The sequence below is a fragment of the Neisseriaceae bacterium CLB008 genome (genome assembly GCA_041228285.1).
Classification (GTDB): Bacteria; Pseudomonadota; Gammaproteobacteria; order Burkholderiales; family Neisseriaceae; genus JAGNPU01.
The window spans coordinates 124,271-143,604 of sequence record CP166133.1; the positions used below are offsets into that span (position 1 = coordinate 124,271).

The 19,334-nt window shown below is 54.0% G+C and carries 17 protein-coding genes and 1 riboswitch; of the genes, 15 read left to right on the forward strand and 2 right to left on the reverse strand.

Annotated features, from left to right (window positions below; translation table 11 throughout):
* Positions 1–25 precede the first annotated feature (25 nt).
* Positions 26–775, reverse strand: a complete 750-nt coding sequence (locus AB8Q18_00500) for a ThiF family adenylyltransferase (protein ID XDZ51567.1) — start codon at positions 773–775, stop codon at positions 26–28.
* A 193-nt stretch (positions 776–968) separates the two neighbouring features.
* On the opposite strand from AB8Q18_00500, the gene modA reads away from it, so the two are divergent.
* From modA to AB8Q18_00515, 3 genes are read left to right on the forward strand one after another with little or no spacing between them, the layout of a single operon-like run.
* Positions 969–1,700, forward strand: a complete 732-nt coding sequence (gene modA / locus AB8Q18_00505; protein ID XDZ51568.1) for a molybdate ABC transporter substrate-binding protein — start codon at positions 969–971, stop codon at positions 1,698–1,700.
* Complete coding sequence (gene modB / locus AB8Q18_00510; protein ID XDZ51569.1) at positions 1,701–2,378, forward strand: molybdate ABC transporter permease subunit; 678 nt, start codon at positions 1,701–1,703, stop codon at positions 2,376–2,378.
* Positions 2,375–3,010, forward strand: coding sequence for an ATP-binding cassette domain-containing protein (locus tag AB8Q18_00515; GenBank protein ID XDZ51570.1), 636 nt, complete (start codon positions 2,375–2,377; stop codon positions 3,008–3,010). The genes modB and AB8Q18_00515 overlap by 4 nt, the downstream gene beginning before the upstream one ends.
* 177 nt (positions 3,011–3,187) lie before the next feature.
* Here the strand turns inward: AB8Q18_00515 and AB8Q18_00520 are convergent, their stop codons facing one another.
* Complete coding sequence (locus tag AB8Q18_00520; protein ID XDZ51571.1) at positions 3,188–3,793, reverse strand: arylesterase; 606 nt, start codon at positions 3,791–3,793, stop codon at positions 3,188–3,190.
* Between the two features lies 1 nt (position 3,794).
* Here AB8Q18_00520 and AB8Q18_00525 point away from each other — a divergent pair, with 1 nt between their 5' ends.
* The 12 genes from AB8Q18_00525 (at position 3,795) to AB8Q18_00580 (ending at position 19,309) form a co-directional block, all read left to right on the forward strand.
* A complete protein-coding gene (locus AB8Q18_00525) occupies positions 3,795–4,508 on the forward strand; it encodes an ABC transporter ATP-binding protein (protein ID XDZ51572.1) in 714 nt (237 codons plus the stop codon).
* Complete coding sequence (locus tag AB8Q18_00530; protein ID XDZ51573.1) at positions 4,501–6,972, forward strand: ABC transporter permease; 2,472 nt, start codon at positions 4,501–4,503, stop codon at positions 6,970–6,972. Before AB8Q18_00525 ends, AB8Q18_00530 begins: the two co-directional genes overlap by 8 nt.
* 91 nt (positions 6,973–7,063) lie before the next feature.
* Positions 7,064–7,567, forward strand: coding sequence for a toxin-antitoxin system YwqK family antitoxin (locus tag AB8Q18_00535; protein XDZ51574.1), 504 nt, complete (start codon positions 7,064–7,066; stop codon positions 7,565–7,567).
* Positions 7,568–7,597: 30 nt separating this feature from the next.
* Entirely contained in the window at positions 7,598–8,281 is a 684-nt protein-coding gene (gene yiiM / locus AB8Q18_00540) for a 6-hydroxyaminopurine reductase (GenBank protein XDZ51575.1), read from the forward strand.
* A 290-nt stretch (positions 8,282–8,571) separates the two neighbouring features.
* Positions 8,572–8,682: riboswitch (SAM riboswitch) on the forward strand.
* A gap of 177 nt (positions 8,683–8,859) precedes the next feature.
* Positions 8,860–10,431, forward strand: coding sequence for a long-chain-fatty-acid--CoA ligase (locus AB8Q18_00545; GenBank protein XDZ51576.1), 1,572 nt, complete (start codon positions 8,860–8,862; stop codon positions 10,429–10,431).
* Positions 10,432–10,464: 33 nt separating this feature from the next.
* Positions 10,465–11,181 carry an alpha/beta fold hydrolase gene (locus AB8Q18_00550; GenBank protein ID XDZ51577.1) on the forward strand — a complete coding sequence of 239 codons (717 nt, stop codon included), beginning with the start codon at positions 10,465–10,467 and terminating at the stop codon, positions 11,179–11,181.
* Positions 11,172–12,602: an NAD-dependent succinate-semialdehyde dehydrogenase gene (locus AB8Q18_00555; protein XDZ51578.1), complete on the forward strand. Its 1,431-nt coding sequence runs from the start codon at positions 11,172–11,174 to the stop codon at positions 12,600–12,602. Before AB8Q18_00550 ends, AB8Q18_00555 begins: the two co-directional genes overlap by 10 nt.
* A 561-nt stretch (positions 12,603–13,163) precedes the next feature.
* Entirely contained in the window at positions 13,164–14,615 is a 1,452-nt protein-coding gene (arcD, locus tag AB8Q18_00560; GenBank protein XDZ51579.1) for an arginine-ornithine antiporter, read from the forward strand.
* A gap of 39 nt (positions 14,616–14,654) precedes the next feature.
* Positions 14,655–15,899, forward strand: a complete 1,245-nt coding sequence (arcA, locus tag AB8Q18_00565) for an arginine deiminase (protein ID XDZ51580.1) — start codon at positions 14,655–14,657, stop codon at positions 15,897–15,899.
* 66 nt (positions 15,900–15,965) lie between these two features.
* Positions 15,966–16,970 carry an ornithine carbamoyltransferase gene (locus tag AB8Q18_00570; GenBank protein ID XDZ51581.1) on the forward strand — a complete coding sequence of 335 codons (1,005 nt, stop codon included), beginning with the start codon at positions 15,966–15,968 and terminating at the stop codon, positions 16,968–16,970.
* 60 nt (positions 16,971–17,030) lie between these two features.
* Complete coding sequence (gene arcC, locus AB8Q18_00575; GenBank protein ID XDZ51582.1) at positions 17,031–17,957, forward strand: carbamate kinase; 927 nt, start codon at positions 17,031–17,033, stop codon at positions 17,955–17,957.
* Between the two features lie 110 nt (positions 17,958–18,067).
* Complete coding sequence (locus AB8Q18_00580) at positions 18,068–19,309, forward strand: NAD(P)/FAD-dependent oxidoreductase (GenBank protein ID XDZ51583.1); 1,242 nt, start codon at positions 18,068–18,070, stop codon at positions 19,307–19,309.
* The last annotated feature ends 25 nt before the right edge of the window (positions 19,310–19,334 follow it).

Genomic DNA, 19,334 nt, shown 5'->3' on the forward strand with positions numbered 1-19,334 from the left:
ATAGTCTTTCTAAAATGGCCCAGCCTTAGGCTTTAGGGGCACATACTCGGCAATCGGGATTGGGGGCAAAGTCTAGGGTTTGCCAGCTACCGGCCAAGGCGTCGTAGAGCATCAGTTTGCCGACGGGGCTTTGGCCAATATTCATGATGAGCTTCAAGGCTTCAGCGGCCTGCATGCTGCCCACGATGCCGACCAGCGGCGACAGCACGCCAAAGAGGGCGCAGGCACCGTCGCTGGCGTCTTCGCCGTCAAACAGACAGGCATAGCAAGGGCTGTTGTCTTGGCGCGGATCGTAGACGCTGAGCTGACCTTCAAAGCGCACCACGGCGCCGGATACCAAGGGCGTGCGGGTTTTGACCGAGGCTTGGTTGAGCGCCTTACGGGTGCTGAAGTTGTCGCAGCAGTCTAAGACGACGTCTGCTGTTTGCATGTGGTGACACAGGGCGTCATAGTCTAGGCGCTGGTTGAGTAAGGTCAGGCGAGTGGTGGCATTGAGTGCCTTGACGCGTCTGGCCATGGCCTCGACTTTGGGCGTGCCCACATCGCTTTCGCTGAAGGCAATCTGCCGCTGTAAATTGCTGTCGTCGACGTCGTCGAAGTCGGCTAAAATTAAGTGGCCCACGCCGGCACCGGCTAGGAAGGGAATGGCGCAAGTGCCTAAACCACCACAGCCGACCACCAGCACGGTGGCGGCCTGTAACTGGGTTTGGCCTTCGATGCCGATTTCGTCGAGTAATATATGGCGGCTATAGCGTAGCAGCGCGTGGTCTTCCATGATCGTGCTTTAAATAATAAGAATGGCCTTATTTAAGCAGAATTCGCATGATTTTGCCATGTTTGCGCGCGCTTTTGCTGATTTCAGCTGCAAACTAGGCCAAAAGGGGAATAGACAAAGCTCGCGTCACCCTTTAGCCTAGGCGCCAGTAGTGAAACATAACGATGGTCCACTTTTAAAAGGTATTACAATCATGAAAAAATGGCTTTTAGGCGCTTTATTTGCGATGGCTTTGCCTGTTTATGCGGCGGCCGATATTACTGTGGCGGTGGCGAGCAATGCTCAATACGTGTTTGGCGAACTGGCCCAACAGTACACTAAAAAAACCGGTCAAGTGGTTAAGGGCAGCTTTAATGCTTCGGGTAAATTCACCACCCAAATCCGCAACGGCGCCCCTTACGCTGTCTTCATGTCGGCCGATACCCATTTTCCCGATGTGTTGGCTAAGGATAAATTGGTGTTAGAGGCCCCCAAAGAATACGCTCATGGCCAGCTGGTGCTGTGGAGCACGCAAAAGTTTGACGTCAATAACTGGCGTGCGGCTTTGGCTAAAGGCGGCCATAAATTGGCCATTGCCAACCCAGATACGGCCCCTTATGGTCGCGCCGCGAATCAAGTGCTTAAAGGCTTAGGCGCTGAAGGTAAAAACCAAATCGTACAGGGCACCAATATTGGCCAAACCAGTCAATACATTGAATCGGGCGTGGTGGATGCCGGCTTTACGGCTAAATCAGTGGTGTTGGCCGACGGCATGAAAAACCGCGGTAAATGGGTGGAAATTCCAGCTAATTTGTATGACCCGATCGCCCAAAGCGTGGTGTTGTTGAAGCCTGAAGGTAAGGGGTTTTATGACTTCTTGACCACGGCCGAAGCACAAAACATCATGAAAAAATACGGCTACGGCAAACCAAACGTGAAAAAATAAATGAGTGAATTTGATTGGGCACCGCTGTGGCTGACCTTTAAGCTGGCCTTCACCACAGCGTGCTTTTTGTTGATCATCGGCGTGCCCATTGCGGGCTGGCTGGCCCACAGTAAAAGCCGCGGTAAATTCTTGGTGGAAACCTTGGTGACGTTGCCGCTGTTTTTACCGCCGTCGGTATTGGGCTTTTATCTGCTGCTGCTGTTGAGCCCTCAACACGGCATTGGGGCGTTTTTGGCCACCTACTTCGACATTACCTTGGTGTTCTCTTTTCCTGGTCTGGTCGTCGGTTCGATTATTTCCAGCATGCCGTTTATGGTTAACCCGCTGTATGCGGCGCTCAGTCAGTTTCCCAGCGGCTTAAAAGAAGTGTCTTACGGCTTTGGTAAGAGCAAGCTGTACACGTTTTTTCGCATTGAGTTGATGGGGGTGCGCCCGGCGCTGTTGACCGGTGGTTTGATGGCCTTTGCTCATACCATTGGCGAATTTGGTCTGGTGATGATGATAGGCGGTAATATTCCGGGTAAAACCCGCGTGGCCTCGATTGCGATTTACGATCAGGTTGAGTTACTGAATTATGCCGATGCCCACGTTTACGCCGGCGTGCTGTGTGCCGTGTCGTTCAGCGTGGTGTTATTGATTCACTTACTGCGTCGTCAGAGTTTAAAGGTGTTGCCATGATTGAGCTGGCCTTACGCAAACAGCGTCCCGAATTTACCCTTGAGGTGACCACTGATTTAGCATCCGGCTTAACCCACGGCATCGTCGGCCCGTCTGGCTCAGGTAAAACCACGCTGTTGCGCCTGATCGCAGGCTTTGAGCGGTTGGATAGCGGCCATCTAACCGTAGCGGGGCAGTTATGGGACGATGGTGGGGCGACGTTTGTACCGCCGCAAAAGCGCCGCTGCGGCATGGTGGGACAGGATTACGCCCTGTTTCCTCATTTGAACGTCTGGCAAAACATGACGTTTGCCGCGCCCAAAGACAGCGCCGTGCTGACTGAACTGGTGGGCGTACTTAAGCTGGAGGCGCTGTTGAAAAAGCGCTCAGCGGCGCTTTCTGGCGGCCAAAAGCAGCGCGTGGCCTTGGCGCGAGCGCTGGCGTTTGAGCCTGATGTGTTGATCTTGGATGAGGCTTTAAGCGCCCAGGATGAGGCGCTACGCGAAGACATTCAGGCATGGTTAAAAACGTATCAACGCCAGCATCATCTGACGGTGCTGCTGGTGAGTCACAATCGAGACGAGGTCGCGCGCTTGGCCGACACCGTACTCACACTGAATCAAGGGCAGATTGTTGGGCCCGAGATTGCCTAGAAATAGGTAGTGGATAGAGGCTCTGCCTCATTGCTGGGCGCCGTGTTTAACGGCGCCCTTTTTTTTGGCTAAACGCGCTTTGAGGTGAAATGAGGATGATAAAAAACGGCTATGACGTCAAGGTCTTAGCCGTTTTTTCGGTTGAGTGTGTGCTATGATGCCAAATGCGTTAAAGCTTTAGCGCAGTAACGGGCGCAGTGGCTTTAACACATTGTTCATCATCACTTGTTGCTTGCTGGCATTGGGGTGAATGCCGTCGGCCTGAAACGCCTTCATGTCGGTTTCAAAGCCAGCCACTAATAGCGGCAGCAGCGGCGTTTGGGTGTCTTTGGCTACGGTTTGATAAACGCCATTGAACTGTTTGCGATAGGCATTGCCAAAGTTAGGGGGCATGTCCATGCCCACCAGCAGCACTTTGGCCTTGGCGGCCTTGCTTTGTTTGACCATTTGGCTCAGATTAGTCTGCATTTGCGTTAAGGGCAGGCCGCGTAGGGCGTCATTGCCGCCTAAGGCAATGATCACCACATCGGGCTGGTGCTGTTTCAGTGCGGCCGCTAAGCGTGTTTGGCCGTCTTTGGTGGTGTTGCCAGAAATGCTGGCGTTGATGATTTTATGCTGGGGCTGTAGCTGCTGCGCCAGCAGGGCTACCCAGCCCGCTTCTTTTTTGATGCCGTAGCCTGCCGACAGGCTGTCGCCCATCACCAATACGGTGGCGGCAGAAACCGTGCTTACGGGCAGGGCCAGGCACAAACCCACAGTTAATATGCGTAATAGGAAGGTCATTATGGCGTTAAATCCTTTGTTGTCGGTGACTCAGCTGACTCAAGTTGTCCACCACCTCAGTCAGCCGCTCACCATTTTTCGTGAGGTGTCTTTTGCCGTATCGGCGCAAGAGACGGTGGCCATCGTGGGGGCGTCTGGGTCGGGTAAGTCTACCCTGTTGTCGATGATTTCCGGTTTGGAAACCGCCACTTCAGGTAGCGTAACATTATTGGGACACGAGTTAAACCGCTTAGATGAGGATCAACGGGCAAAAGTTCGCCTCGATAATGTGGGCTTTGTGTTTCAAAACTTTCAGCTCATGCCCACGCTGACGGCGCTGGAAAACGTGATGCTGCCGCTGGAGCTGGCCAAGGGCAAAGGGGCCGCCGAACGGGCCAAAGCCATTTTGACCCGAGTAGGCCTAGGCCATCGCCTCCATCATTATCCTAAATATTTGTCGGGCGGCGAGCAGCAGCGGGTGGCGATTGCGCGCGCCTTTGTGAATCAGCCTAAGGTTTTGTTTGCGGATGAGCCCACCGGCAGCCTCGACCCTAAAACCGCCGTGGCGGTGATGGACTTATTGTTTGAACTGAATCAAGAAGAGGGCACGGTGCTGGTGTTGGTGACCCACGACATGCGCTTGGCCGAGCGTTGCGACCGCACCTTGGTGCTGAGCGAGCAAGGTTTATTGGCCGCCGACAGCGATCAGATTGTGGTGGAGGGCAGCCATGTTTGAATGGCGTTTTTGCCAACGCCAATGGCGCTCTGGTGCATTTAATGTGATGTTGGTGGCGGTGATTTTGGCCGTCACGGCCGCAAGCTGCGTGGCCTTTTTTTCGACGCGTTTAGAGGCCACGCTGCATGCTGAAGCCAGTAAGCTGATGGGCGCGGATTTGGTGGTGCGCAACAATCAGCCGCTGCCGACTGAAGTGACGGCGGCGATAGCGGCGGCCACGCCGAACGTGTTGGCCAGCAGCCAAATGCAGTCGATGCTGGCTACGGAAGACACCTTTGCCATGGCCAGCATTCATGCGGTACCTGAGGCTTTTCCCCTGAAGGGCGAACACCGCATTCGCCAAGGCGAAGCGGTGCGTAAGGTGAGCCACAGCCCTGCACCTGGTGAGGTCTGGCTATCCGAGCGGCTCATGCAGCAGCTGAGCGTGGCAGAAGGCGAGACGCTGGTGGTGGGTGACGCCACGCTGCGGGTAGGGGCGGTGTTGCTAGAGGAGGCCGGCTCGGGCTTTAACCTATTAAGCGTTTTACCTAATGCCTTGATGAATGCTGGTGATTTGCCCCAAACCGGGCTGGTGCAGCCGGGCAGCCGCCTCACCTATCGGCTGTTCGTCAGCGCCGAACCGGCGGTGATTAAACGCTTACAGCAAACCCTGACCCCCATTTTGCCAGAGACGGCCAGTATGGACGACATCGAATCGTCGGGGCCGCAGATTCAGCAGGCGCTTGGCCGTTCGGGCAATTTCTTGGGCTTGGCGACCAGCCTGAGCGTGGTGCTGGCCGTGGTGGCCCTGAGCTTGGCCAGCCGTCGCTTTTTGGCGCAGCACACCCATCAAGTGGCGATTTTTCGCGCTTTGGGCGCCAGTAGCCGCCAAATCAACCGCCTGTTTTGGTTTGGCTTTGCCTGCCTAGGCTTGGTCGGGTCTGTGATCGGGACGGCGCTGGGCTATGGTCTGCATCTGGCATTGTTGACGCAGATGCAGCAGTTATTGAACTTGAGTGACGTGGCCGCTGCGCCGTGGTGGCTATGGTGGGTGATTCCACTGGTGGGCGTGCTGCTGGTGTGGGTATTGATTTTGCCGCATATTTGGTCATTGAAACACATTTCGGCGCAGCGGGTGTTGCGTGATGATTTGCCCCTACCCAAGAGCCAGGTGGCCAGCGCCGCGGCGCTGATTGCTGTCTTGGTGTTAGGTAGCAGTCTGCAAATGGGCGATTGGACGCTGTCACTACAGTTCATGCTCGGTTTGGCCGCGGTGGCGGCGGTGATGGGCGGCTGTGCTTTGGGCTTGATTGCGCTGGTGAAAAAGCTGCCCACGTTTGGTCAGGTAGCCTGGCGCCAAGGATTGGCCAGCCTCGCGCGGCGGCCCAAGGTGACCTTGGTGCAGATGATGGCGCTGAGCGTGAGCATCTTGGCCTTATTGACCCTCACTTGGGTGAAAGATGATTTATTGGCGGCCTGGGCGCAAAGCGTACCGGCGAACGCGCCCAATTATTTTGTCTTGGGCGTACAGGAAGGTGAGCAAGATCAGTTTGAGCAGGCGCTCAGCGCTGGCGGTTTGAAGGTGCCCATGCTGTATCCGTCAACCCGAGCGCGATTGGTGGCGATCAATGGTGAGGCGCCGAATGAGGCCTTACGCGCCGATGAGGACACGCGCCGGCTGTTGGATCGCGAGTTCAATTTATCTTGGCTGTCTGAACTGCCGGCACACAATGCGGTTAAGTCGGGCCAGTTTTGGGCCGCCGACAGCAGCGAGCCTGCTTTTTCGATGGAAGAGGGCTTAATGAAACAGTTCCAGCTCAAGCTGGGGGATACGCTGCGCTTTGATGTGGCGGGTAACGTCTACGAGGCGCCGATCACCAGCACCCGTAGCCTGAACTGGGACAGCTTTCAGGTGAACTTTTTTGTCATTGGCCCTAAACTTTGGGGCCAAGAGGCGCCTGCTGGCTACATCAGCAGCTTTTACGTGCCTGACGAGCTGCGCGGGACCTTGTTGCGCATCAGCAAAAGCATGCCCCACATCAGCTTTGTGGACATCAGCATGATTTTGGCCGAGGTGAAGAGCATCGTGGCGCGGCTATCGGCGACGATTAACGGCATGTTCTTGCTGTGCCTATTGGCCACTGCGATGGTGATTTGGACCAGCTTACTCAATGCTAAAGACGAGCGCCTGTTTGACGTGGCGCTGATGCGCGCTTTAGGCGCCAGCAATCGATTACTGCGCCAAGGCTTGATTGTGGAGCTGGCGCTCTTGGGTGCTTTTGCGGGCCTGGTTGGCGGCCTGTTGGCGATGGCCCTAGGCACCGGCGTATCGGTGTGGCTGTTCGAGCTGCCGTGGCGGGTGAATCTGTGGCTGCCGCTGTGGGGCACGCTGATCGGCGTTGGCTTTGCATGGTTGACGGGCTATCCGGTGCTGCGCACCGTTTTGCGTACGCCGCCGAGCCGTATTTTAAATGAAAGATTATAGCCATTGATCGCAGCCCCCTGAATCCTTTCTGGGGGCTGTTTTTGAATCAAGGGGTGTGCTCTAATAGGGCTGACTACAGGGAGGGCAAAACATGAATATTGCCATTAAAACAGCGTGGTTGTTGCTGGGCGTAGTGGGGCTAGGCGGCTGTGCGCAGCTGTCGCAGACCTATGTCGAAACCGTGCATAGAATGGGCTTGACGCCAGCCTATGATCGCGACCGTATGGATCAGGCGATGGCGGCGAAAAGTGGCCATCCCGTCATCATTCAAACCATCGTCACCGCGCCAGCAGGTACGCCGGACGGTCCTTATGTCGCCTATTTTGACAACGGCCAGCCGCGCTTGAAAACCGTGGTGAAGCAGGGGCGGTTTGATGAGTATCTAGACATTTATTACACCGATGGCCAGCTGCGCACGCACACGCCGCTACAGGCAGGCTTGGCGCACGGGCTGTCGAAGGGCTATTCGCCCAATGGTCAACTGCAAAGCACCATTCCCTATGAGCAGGGTAAGGCCGAAGGCTTTGCTAAGCGGCTAGATGCTGACGGTAAGGTGATGCAGCGCATTCGCTACCGTGGCGGTTATCCACAATAAGTTTGGGGTACAGATTAAAAAGGATGGTCTATGTTGTGTTATCCACAGGTGTATCAGGGCAAGATCAAAGACTACGCTGATCAGGGCATCGACCCCAGCGCCATCGTCAAACAGCGCGCCAGCGGCGTGCTGACCTTAACCGCTTTAGGTCTAGCCGAAGACGAACAGGCCGAAAAGCGCTTTCATGGCGGCCCCGATCGCGCGCTCTGTCATTATCCGCGGGAACATTACGCCTATTGGCGCCAAGCCTTACCCGAGCGTGCTGAGCGCTTTGTGGCCTCGGCCTTTGGGGAGAACCTGTCTAGCGAAGGCTTCATGGAAGACACGGTCTTTATTGGCGATGTGTTTCAGTGGGGATCAACTCTGATTCAGGTGACGCAGCCGCGCTCGCCTTGTTATAAGCTGAATCAACATTTTGGCGTGGCGGATTTATCGGTACAGATGCAGGCCAGCGGTCGCTGCGGCTGGCTGTATCGCGTGGTGTCGGCCGGCAGCGTCGACAGCGCCGCCAGCTTAGCGCTGTTTGCCCGCACCAGTGCCGTGTCGGTAGCCGAGGCGATCGACATTGCCTTTGGTCAGCCGTTTGACGAGGGCCGCTGCCGTCGTTTATTGGGTGCATCTGGGCTGTCGTCGAGCTGGACCAAGACCATGCTTTTACGGCTGCAAACAGGCCAAGTCGAAGATTTTAATCGCCGTCTATTGGCCCAGCCATAGAGTGGAGCAGGGCGGTGAGTAGGTAAAGCGTTGCCTGTCACCGTTTTGACTCGGCCGTATCGTTCACGATCTCGCGTGGGTCACGACCCATCCTACGCTATATGGCTTGAACTGCCGCGTAGGGTGGGTAAAGCGCAGCCTACCCACCATGCTCACAGCCGTCACGCTCACCGTCATTCGGCGCCTGATCACCACACATAAACCACACCTTTTAATCAATATAGACGTCTAGATTGACAGATGTCTTTACGTGTATTAAAGTAAAGCCAACTCGGTCTGAATGGCCGAGCTTCTTATCAAGAGAGGTGGAGGGAATGGCCCTTTGAAGCCTCGGCAGCAGACTTTGCCCAACAAAGTACTGTGCTAAATCCAACAGGCCCACAAGGCCTGAAAGATAAGGAGAGGCATCGCACCACCTCAGCCCTCTTCTGTCTAGAAGCGGGCCTTTTTTATGCCCGCCCAGACGCCGCACGAACCGCCTGCCACGATTAAGAACCCCAACACATAAGGTCGATAGACCACAACATAACAACGGGTGCGTTCAGCAATGAAGGCAAAACCCGCAAAGGTAAAAAGACATGGCGACAGTAGGATCAGTGCTGGATTGGGCAGCCCATAATTTCCCCAATAAGCTAGGCTTGGTGTATGAGGCCAAAGGCCATCGTTGGACGTTTCGCGAGTGGAACGAACAGGTGAATCGCTTGGCGCATTCATTGTTGGCCTTGGGCGTTAAAAAAGGCGACGTGATTTCGGCTTTTTTATACAACTCCAGCGAATTCACGGTGGCGTTGTTCGCGGCGGCGAAGATTGGCGCGGTGTACAACCCGATTAATTATCGCCTCACGGCCAATGAGCTGGGCTATATTTTGAGCGATGCAGACACTCAGGTCTTGCTGTTTGAGCGCGACACGACGCCGGTGGTGGATGCGGTGCGCGCGGCTGGCGCGGGCGTGGCTCACTACATCGACATTGACGAACAAGGCTTGGCCGGTACGCTGTCGTTTTATGATCTGCTGGCCAATGACGCTGTTCACGCGCCCGCGGTGGTCGTGGCGGACGCCGACCCCTACATCATGCTGTATACCAGCGGCACGACGGGTCGCCCCAAAGGCGTGGTGCACAATCACCACAGCAAGGTACACCACAACTTCATCATGATGCAGTGCATGGGCTTAAACAAGAATGACGTTGGTCTTTCTGTGGCGCCTTTAAACCATATTGCGGAACTTCACACCTCATTTTTGCCTCGGGTACATGTGGGCGCCACCAACATCATCTTGCGCCAGTTCGATGCTGAAGAGGTGTTGCGCACGATTGAAACCGCGGGCGTGACCCATGTGTTTGCGGCGCCGACGATGGTGAATTACTTATTGAACCATCCGCAGTTTGCCCGCTTTGACCTATCGTCTTTACGTTTATTGGGCTACGGCGGGGCGTCTATGGCACCGGTGTTGATTAAACGCTTTAGCGAGCAGACCAACGCCGAGCTGGTGCAGATGTTTGGCACCACCGAAATGGGCCCAGTGATGAGCGTGCTGTATGCGGATGAGCAGCTGAGCCATGCAGGTTCAGCCGGTAAGGCCACGCTGACGCATGAAATCAAAGTGGTGCGGATTCAGGAAGACGGCAGCCCCTCTCATCCCGACGATGAGTGCGGCGTAGATGAAGTGGGCGAGATTGTGGTGCGCGGCCCGTGCATGATGGCCGGCTACCACAATCGTCCAGAGGCCACCGAAAAGGCCTTGGCCTATGGCTGGTACCACACGGGCGATGTGGGGCGCTGCGACGCCGATGGCTATGTGTGGATCAGCGACCGCATGGACTACATGATTAATTCAGGCGCCGAAAACATTTATCCGCGCGAAGTGGAAGATTGCTTACTGACGCACGCTGGCGTGTTGGACGTGGCCGTGGTGGCTCAGCCAGATGAGGTATGGGGCCAGACCGTGGCAGCCTTTGTGGTGGTGAAGCCAGAGGCACAGTTAGATGCGCTGAAGCTGGATGCTTTTTTATTAGAAGGCGAACGCTTGGCCAAATACAAACGGCCTCGACATTATTATTTTGTGGACGACTTACCGAAGACCACCAGTGGTAAATTACAAAAATTTGTACTGGCCCAAAGCCTCAAACAGGCAGCCTTAGGCCAGTAATAGACGCCCATACAAGCGGGTAGGAGAACAGACATGAATTTATTATTCATCCATGGTGCTGGCGGCAGCAAAGACAAGTGGCGTGCGGTTGCGCCCTATTTTAAAGGCTGTGACGCCGACTTTATCGACTTGCCCGGGCACGGCGACAGCGCCGAAGGGCTGTGCCACAGCATTGAAGAAATGGCCGTCTGGCTACAAGACAAAATCAAGGCCAATACCATTGTGGTCGGCCACGCCATGGGCGGGCTAGTGGCTTTGGCATTGGCGGCGCGTGAACCGCAGATTAAAGGTGTGGTGCTGGCGTCGAGTTTTTATGAACTACCCGTAGCCGAGGATGTGTGGCAAAGCTTGTCGGCGCGGGGTTGTCCTGATAGGGTGTTTGACGCAGCCTATGCCAAGAGTGCGTGTACCGCGCTGTTGGCACAGGAACGGGCGGCGTGGCAGGCGACGGCGCCAGAGGTGTGGGCAGCCGATCTACAGGTCTGTGCTGAGCACCGCAGCGGCAAGCAAGATTTAGCGTCGCTGAAGGTGCCTGTACTGGCCATTTCTGGTGCAGAAGATCGGCTCTTGCCTGAAAATGCCGCGGTGGCTTTAAGTCATGCTTATTGCCCCACGGAGAATCACATTCTGTTTGGCGTGGGCCACCACGCCATTCTAGAGGCGCCTTTGGCCTGTGCGCAGGCGATTCAAACGTTTGCCCAATGTACCCGCCAAAAATTAAAAAATCAGGAGAAACGTGTATGTTGTTGATTGATCACGAATGGCGCGCCGCCAGCAGCGGCGCCACCTTTAATGTGTATAACCCAGCGACCGGGGCGCTATTGGATACGGTGGCTGACGCCAGCGTTGACGACGCGACTGCTGCCATTGCGGCCGCCCAGACGGCGTTTAAAAGCTGGTCTAAGCAAACGGCCTATGCGCGCGCTCAAGTACTGTACCGCGCCTATGAGCTGATGTTGGCTAAAAAAGAAGCCTTGGCTCAGCTGATGACGGCCGAGCAGGGCAAACCGCTGAAGGCGGCGCGTAATGAAGTGCAGTATGCGGCCGACTTCTTGCTGTGGTTTGCGGAAGAGGCCAAGCGCGTGTATGGCGCAGTGATTCCTTCTGCGCACGCGGATCAGCGTTTTATGACCCTTAAGCAGGCTGTGGGCGTGGTGGTGGCGATTACGCCGTGGAACTACCCCATTTCTATGATCACCCGTAAGCTGGCGCCGGCTTTGGCGGCAGGCTGTACCGTGGTGTTAAAGCCGGCTGAAGAAACCCCGCTGTGCGCGCGTGCCGTGGTGGAGATTTTGATCGAAGCGGGTCTGCCCACTGGCGTGGTCAACGTGGTCAACAGTAGTCAGCCAGCATTGGTTGGTGAGGTTCTGCTGAGCCATCCTAAGGTGAAGAAAGTCACCTTCACTGGTTCGACTGAAGTGGGTAAGGCCATTGCGGCTAAGGCGGCAGAGCAGGTCAAAAGCGTGTCGATGGAATTAGGTGGCCACGCGCCGTTTATTGTGTGCGCCGATGCCGATCCTGTACATGCTGCTAAAGGCTTGGCCTTGGTGAAGTTTTTAAATACTGGCCAAGCCTGCATCAGCCCTAACCGCGTGTTTGTGCACCGCAGCTTGCTGGATGCCTTTGTGGCCACTTTGATTCAGCGCGTGCGCCAGCTGAAGGCGGGCAATGGTCTAGAGGACGGCGTCAGCATTGGGCCTTTGGTCAGCGCCGCAGCTGTAGCCAAAGTAGCGGCCCAGGTGGCTGATGCCCAAGCCAAGGGCGCCACCGTGCTTTTAGGCGGAGAAGCGTTGACAGAAGGCGCGCTGGCCCAAGGGCATTATTATGCGCCCACCGTGCTGACCAACGTCACTCCAGACATGCTGATCTACCGAGAAGAAACCTTTGGCCCTGTGGCGGCGATCATTGCATTTGATGATGAAGACGACGTGATTGAGATGGCCAACGACACCGAATATGGTCTGGCGGCCTATATCTACACTCATAGGCTGGAGACGGCCTTACACGCTTTTGAAGATTTAAATTTTGGGATCATCGGCATCAATGACATTAATCCGACGGCCGCGGCCGCGCCTTTTGGCGGGATGAACGAGAGCGGTTTGGGTCGAGAGGGTGGTCAGGAAGGCATAGACGCTTATCTACAGACAAAGCTAGGCGGTTTTTCGATATAGGTTTGATGTGTGTTGGGAACTTTGGCGTAAAAAAATGAGTGAAATCATTTTTTTACGCTTTTTTTTATTTAGGCCTCTGGCTTAAATGAGAAAGTGTTGCGTTTTTCATACGGCTACCTTGTTTATGTCATTGAGATTAAAGAACATGTTATAGCAAGCATTGCGCCTTAAGCGGCGGCGCTGGTGATGATTAATCAGGTCTTTATTTTGCCTTAGTGAGTGGATGCAGCGGCCATTCAGCGTTTTAAGGCGCTTTTTTTTAGGTACCAGAGTATTTATTCTCATACTAGTATGTTATATGTATATAAACTACTTATTTTAAATATTTGATTAGTAGCCCGCTCATAGCGGGCGCTGAGCCAGAATAGAGGCAATCTATTGGGGGTAATGTTCCAATAGTATTTTATTTTTTGGAATATAGTGCCTTTTACCTAGCTTTTTAATGAGATTATCTGTTGATTTGGCGCAAATAAGCGCGTGCTTATACTTGTCAGGAGATGTGTTAAGTATTATTTTGGATGTATGGAAAATACTGAAACTTAGCTAAGAAGGAGCGGCATCATGAGTGATAAAGCGACAAAATTAGGACTGGGTGCACTGGCCGCCTTGGTGGTCGGTTCCATGGTGGGGGGCGGTATTTTCGACCTTCCACAAAACGTCAGCGAGAGTGCTGGCGTTGGGGCAACCTTAATTGGTTGGGCCATTACGGGTGTCGGGATGTTGACCTTGGCGTTTGTGTTCCAAACCTTGGCCAACCGTAAGCCCGATTTAGATGGCGGTGTGTATATTTATGCCAAACAAGGTTTTGGCGATTACATGGGTTTCTCATCAGCCTGGGGTTATTGGATGAGCGCATGGCTGGGTAACGTCAGCTATATGGTGCTGTTGTTTACTACTTTGGGTTATTTCTTCCCAAGCTTATTGCAGGTCGATCCCGAAACCGGGGTCAGGACGGTCGGTTTAGCGGCCATTATTGGGGCTTCCGTGCTTTTGTGGGTCATGCACTTCATGATCTTACGAGGCGTTAAGGAAGCCACTTTTATTAACAGCATCGTGACCGTGGCCAAATTGGCACCGCTGGTCATTTTCATCATCGCCGGGTTCCTGGCGTTCAAACTAGAAATTTTCACCGCCGACATCTGGGCCGTAGGCAATCCTGAGCTGGGCAGCGTCATGACGCAGGTTAAAAACATGATGATGGTGACCGCATGGGTGTTTATTGGGATTGAAGGCGCCAGTATTTTCTCTGGCCGCGCCCGTAAACGTTCTGACGTAGGTAAAGCCACCGTCTTGGGCTTCTTAGGGGTGTTGTCGCTCTTAGTGTTAGTCAACGTCTTGTCTTTAGGCATCATGAGCCAAGCGCAATTGGCTGGCTTGCAGTCGCCTTCTTTGGGCGCCGTGTTAGAGCATGCCGTAGGCCCTTGGGGCGGTATCTTGATCAGTGTGGGCGTGTGTGTGTCACTTTTGGGTGCGCTACTGTCTTGGGTGCTTCTGTGCGCCGAGATTCTCTACACCGCCGCCAGCGACAAAACCATGCCAGCCTTCTTGGGTAAAGTGAATAAAAACGACGTGCCTGCCAACGGGCTATGGTTGAGTAATGCCGCAGTACAGGTGTTCTTAATCATCACCTTGTTCTCTGGCAGTACCTATCTATCGTTGATTAAACTGGCCACCTCAATGGTGTTGGTGCCCTACCTGTGGTCTGCTGCTTATGCTTTGCTGTTGTGTGTGAAAAAAGAAACCTACGAAACCGAGAAAGCCTCATGGAATAAAGACGTGGTGATCGCGGTGATCGCAGTGATCTACGCCATTTGGTTGCTGTACGCAGGTGGTTTGAAATACATCTTGTTGTCTACCTTACTGTATGCACCGGGCGCATTGCTCTTTATTAAAGCTAAGCGAGAAGCCAATAAGCCTGTGTTTACAACGATTGAAAAAGTCATTTTTGCCGCTGTATTGCTGAGCGCCATCATCGCTGCAGTACAGTTGATCCAAGGCAGTTTAACGATTTAATTGAATACTTAATGTAGGAACTAACTAGGAGTGTTTATCATGGAAAAGAAATATGGTGTTTATTCTGAAGTCGGTAAATTAAGGAAAGTAATGGTGTGTGCCCCAGGTTTGGCGCACCAAAGATTGACCCCGAATAACTGTGATGAATTATTGTTTGATGACGTGATTTGGGTGAATCAGGCCAAGCGTGACCATTTCGACTTCGTGACTAAAATGCGTGAACGCGACATTGATGTGCTGGACATGCACCGTTTGCTGGATGAGACCTTAGCCATCCCAGAAGCCAAAAAATGGATTTTGGATCGCAAAGTGACCGCGAACTCCGTTGGCCCAAGCATGGTAGCCGACGTACGTGGCTGGTTGGAAGCTCAAGGCAGCCGCGAATTAGCCGAATTCTTGATCGGTGGCGTGGTGTTAGAAGAAATGGGCGATGGCCTGTCTGAAACCGACGTGGGCCAGTTTAAAGCCGCCCTAGGCTATCCAGACTTTGTGTTCCCGCCGCTGCCCAATACGCAGTTTACCCGTGACACTACCTGCTGGATTTACGGTGGCGTGACGCTGAACCCGATGTACTGGCCTGCACGTCGTCAAGAAACCTTATTGACCACCGCCATTTACAAATTCCATCCTGAGTTTACCAGTGCTGAATTTGAAGTATGGTACGGCGATCCAGACGTAGACCACGGCAATGCCCGTCTTGAAGGCGGCGACGTGATGCCTGTAGGTAATGGCGTGGTGTTGATCGGCATGGGCGAAAGGACCACTTTCCAAGCCATCGGCCAAGTGGCTAAATCGCTCTTCGCCAAGGGCGCTGCGCAAAAAGTGATCATTGCCGGTATGCCTAAATCTCGTGCCGCCATGCACTTAGACACCGTGTTCACCTTCTGTGACCGTGACTTGGTGACCCTCTTCCCTGAAGTAGTCGATCAAATCACTGCGTTTACGCTACGCCCTGAAGACAATGCACATGGTTTCTCAATGGTGAAAGAAAACAAACACTTTGTTGAAGTCGTGGCCGAGGCCTTGAATTTGAAACGCCTACGCGTGGTGGAAACCGGCGGGAATAGCTTTGCAGCCGAACGCGAACAGTGGGATGATGGCAATAACGTTGTGGCTCTTGAGCCTGGCGTGATTGTGTCTTATGACCGTAACACCTATACCAACACTTTGCTACGCAAAGCCGGTGTGGAAGTGATTACCATCAGTGCCAGTGAATTAGGTCGCGGCCGTGGCGGTGGTCACTGCATGACCTGCCCAATTGTTCGTGATGCTGTTGACTACTAATTAACATTGTTGGCATACGCCAAGGGGGAAGGCCCTCTTGGCGGTTGCTGAAAACGGGAGAGAATTATGGCTTTTAATATGAAAAATAGGCATTTATTGAGCTTGGTAAACCACACCGAGCGTGAGATTAACTATTTATTGGACCTGTCTCGCGATTTGAAACGTGCCAAGTATGCCGGCACCGAACAGCAAAAGTTAAAAGGCAAAAACATTGCCTTGATCTTTGAAAAAACGTCTACCCGTACCCGTTGTGCCTTCGAAGTTGCCGCTTATGATCAAGGCGCGAACGTGACCTATATTGATCCTAATTCATCACAAATTGGCCACAAAGAAAGCATGAAAGACACCGCCCGCGTATTGGGCCGTATGTACGATGCGATTGAATACCGTGGTTTTTCACAGTCCATCGTCAATGAGCTGGCCGAATACGCTGGTGTGCCTGTATTCAACGGTTTGACCGATGAGTTCCACCCCACCCAAATGTTGGCCGACGTATTGACCATGATTGAGCACAGCGACCAGCCCTTACACAAAATCAAATACGCTTATGTAGGCGATGCTTGTAACAATATGGGTAACTCTTTATTGTTAATTGGCGCCAAACTGGGCATGGACGTGCGCATTGGCGCGCCTAAATCGCGCTGGCCGTCAAAAGAATTGATCAAAATGTGTGAAGGCTTTGCCAAAGAATCAGGTGCGCGCATCACCATTACGGAAGATCCGAAAAAAGCCGTGGATGGCGTGGACTTTATCCACACCGACGTGTGGGTGTCTATGGGTGAACCCGTTGAAGCTTGGGGCGAGCGCATTAAAGAATTGTTGCCTTACCAAGTGAACGCCAAGTTGATGGCCGCGGCCAACAATCCACGCGTTAAATTCATGCACTGTCTGCCTGCCTTCCACAACAGCGAAACCAAAGTGGGTAAAGAAGTGGCCGCTAAATATCCTAAATTGAAAAACGGGATTGAAGTGACTGAAGACGTGTTTGAGTCTCCTGCTAACTTGGCTTTTGAACAAGCTGAAAACCGGATGCACACCATTAAAGCGGTGATGTACGCCAGTTTAACTTAACCTCGTGATCAAAAGCATATTGGCGACAATATGCTTTTTTTAACCGCGAAAGGATGCTAAATGAGAATCGTGATTGCATTGGGCGGCAACGCCATGTTGCGCCGAGGCGAGCCGCTAACCGCAGACAATCAGCGCCAAAATATCCGCATTGCCGCCAAGCAAATTGCCAGCGTAATGGCCGGCAACCAAGTGGTGGTGGCCCACGGTAATGGCCCACAGGTGGGTTTATTGGCTTTACAGAATGCGGCCTATAAAGAAGTGCCCAGCTATCCGCTAGACGTTTTAGGGGCGGAGTCGCAGGGGATGATTGGCTACATGATCGAGCAAGAATTAGGCAACCTGGTCAGCAAAGACGTGCTGTTTTCGACGCTATTGACCCAGGTTGAGGTTGATCGTGAAGATCCTGCCTTCTTGAATCCGACCAAGCCGATTGGGCCGGTTTACGAACAGGCCGTGGCCGAAAAATTGGCGGCAGAACGCGGTTGGCACATTGCCCCCGATGGCGACAAGTATCGCCAAGTCGTGGCCAGCCCGCGGCCGAAAGCCATCGTCAACATCAAGCCGATTAAATGGCTGGTAGAGCAAGGCTGTGTGGTGATTTGCGCCGGCGGCGGTGGGATTCCAACCTACCGCGATCCTAAAGGCTTGTTGCAGGGCGTGGAAGCGGTGATCGACAAAGACCTCTGCTCATCGCTCTTGGCCAGTGAAGTGAAGGCCGACCTATTCTTGATTGCGACCGACGTGAGCGGCGTATTCTTGGATTGGGGTAAGCCTACCGAGAAAGCCATTGCCACCGTCAGCCCTGCTGAATTGAAAGGCATGGATTTTGCCGCCGGCTCTATGGGCCCGAAAGTGTTGGCCGCCTGTGAGTTTGTGGAAAACAGCGGTAACGATGCGGTGATTGGCTCTTTGGCCGATATTGAGGCCATCGTGGCCGGTACGGCAGGCACGCGCGTGAGCGCCAAGGCTAAGCTGACCTATCGTTAAGGGGTTTCTCAAGTACGAAGCGGATCGAGGCCTACTCGATCCGTTTTTTTATGGGTTTTCTTGAATCATGTTTATAATGAGCGTTTTGAGCGTGGATGAGGTCGGTTGCGGTGAATCAAGTTGATGTGGTGGTGTTGGGCGCTGGTGCGGCGGGGATGATGTGTGCGGCTCAGGCGGGGCAAAAAGGTCTGTCGGTGCTGCTGCTGGACCACGCCAAAAAAATTGGCGAAAAAATCCGCATCTCAGGCGGTGGCCGCTGTAATTTTACCAACGATCACCTCGATGGCCACGATGGCTCAGCCTATTTTGTGTCCGAGCAGCCACGATTTGTGCGCCACGCCTTGGCTCAATATCCTGCCGCGGCGTTTCAGGCGCTGTTGGCTCAGCATGGTGTGGCCACCCATGAAAAGCATAAAGGCCAATGGTTTTGCGATGAATCTGCTCAGCAGGTCGTGGCCGTGCTACAGGCTGAGTGCGCTCAAGGTGGGGTGATGTGGCAAACTGAATGCAGCATCGACAGCGTCACGGCGCTGCCAGAGGGCGGGGCGATGCGTTTTGCCGTCAGCACCAGTAAAGGCCTGTGGCATAGCCGCTTTGTGGTGGTGGCCACCGGCGGTCTGGCCGTACCAGCCATCGGTGCCACGGGCTTGGGCTATGAGTTGGCCAAGCAGTTTGGCCACACCGTGGTGACGCCCGAAGCCGCTTTGGTACCGCTGCGTTTTGAGGGTTGGGAGGCGCAAGGCTTACATGATTTAGCGGGCGTGTCCCTGCCGGTAGAAATCAGTACCCAAGAGGGAAAGCAAAGAATCACGTTTGCCGAGGATTTGCTGTTTCGACACAAAGGCCTCAGCGGCCCGGCCATTTTGCAAATTTCCAGCTATTGGCATAAAGGACAGCCGATCGCCATTGACTTATGCCCTGGCGTGGCCATGGCCGAGGCCTTGTGCGCGCACAAGCACGGCCAGAAAATTCAGCTAGACACCGCTGTGACGCAATTGGCTCCACAGCTGCCTAAGCGCCTGATCCAGCACTGGCTGGCCAGCCCCGACTATGTGGCCTACGGCAAGCATAAGTGGGCCGATGTGCCCAATCAGGTCTTGCAGGCCTTGGGCCAGAGCCTCAACGCATGGACGCTGTTGCCTAGCGGCAACGATGGCCATAAAAAGGCAGAAGTGACGCGCGGCGGTGTGTCGGTACGCGAACTGTCACCAAAAACCATGGCCAGTAAGCGCCAGCCAGGCCTATATTTTATTGGGGAAGTGGTGGACGTGACCGGGTGGCTCGGAGGCTATAATTTTCAATGGGCCTGGGCATCGGCGGTGTGTGCGGCCAAAGCCTTGAGTGAGGCGTAAACGGCAGACATAAAAATACCCTCGT

Bases quoted from the DNA above. Each gene is read 5' to 3' on its own strand.
- modA (XDZ51568.1), top strand. From the start codon at position 969: ATGAAAAAATGGCTTTTAGGCGCTTTATTTGCGATGGCTTTGCCTGTT.
- AB8Q18_00520 (XDZ51571.1), bottom strand. From the start codon at position 3,793: ATGACCTTCCTATTACGCATATTAACTGTGGGTTTGTGCCTGGCCCTG.
- arcD (XDZ51579.1), top strand. From the start codon at position 13,164: ATGAGTGATAAAGCGACAAAATTAGGACTGGGTGCACTGGCCGCCTTG.
- arcC (XDZ51582.1), top strand. From the start codon at position 17,031: ATGAGAATCGTGATTGCATTGGGCGGCAACGCCATGTTGCGCCGAGGC.
- AB8Q18_00570 (XDZ51581.1), top strand. From the start codon at position 15,966: ATGGCTTTTAATATGAAAAATAGGCATTTATTGAGCTTGGTAAACCAC.
- AB8Q18_00530 (XDZ51573.1), top strand. From the start codon at position 4,501: ATGTTTGAATGGCGTTTTTGCCAACGCCAATGGCGCTCTGGTGCATTT.
- arcA (XDZ51580.1), top strand. From the start codon at position 14,655: ATGGAAAAGAAATATGGTGTTTATTCTGAAGTCGGTAAATTAAGGAAA.
- AB8Q18_00545 (XDZ51576.1), top strand. From the start codon at position 8,860: ATGGCGACAGTAGGATCAGTGCTGGATTGGGCAGCCCATAATTTCCCC.
- AB8Q18_00550 (XDZ51577.1), top strand. From the start codon at position 10,465: ATGAATTTATTATTCATCCATGGTGCTGGCGGCAGCAAAGACAAGTGG.
- AB8Q18_00555 (XDZ51578.1), top strand. From the start codon at position 11,172: ATGTTGTTGATTGATCACGAATGGCGCGCCGCCAGCAGCGGCGCCACC.
- AB8Q18_00515 (XDZ51570.1), top strand. From the start codon at position 2,375: ATGATTGAGCTGGCCTTACGCAAACAGCGTCCCGAATTTACCCTTGAG.
- AB8Q18_00500 (XDZ51567.1), bottom strand. From the start codon at position 775: ATGGAAGACCACGCGCTGCTACGCTATAGCCGCCATATATTACTCGAC.
- AB8Q18_00535 (XDZ51574.1), top strand. From the start codon at position 7,064: ATGAATATTGCCATTAAAACAGCGTGGTTGTTGCTGGGCGTAGTGGGG.
- yiiM (XDZ51575.1), top strand. From the start codon at position 7,598: ATGTTGTGTTATCCACAGGTGTATCAGGGCAAGATCAAAGACTACGCT.
- AB8Q18_00525 (XDZ51572.1), top strand. From the start codon at position 3,795: ATGGCGTTAAATCCTTTGTTGTCGGTGACTCAGCTGACTCAAGTTGTC.
- modB (XDZ51569.1), top strand. From the start codon at position 1,701: ATGAGTGAATTTGATTGGGCACCGCTGTGGCTGACCTTTAAGCTGGCC.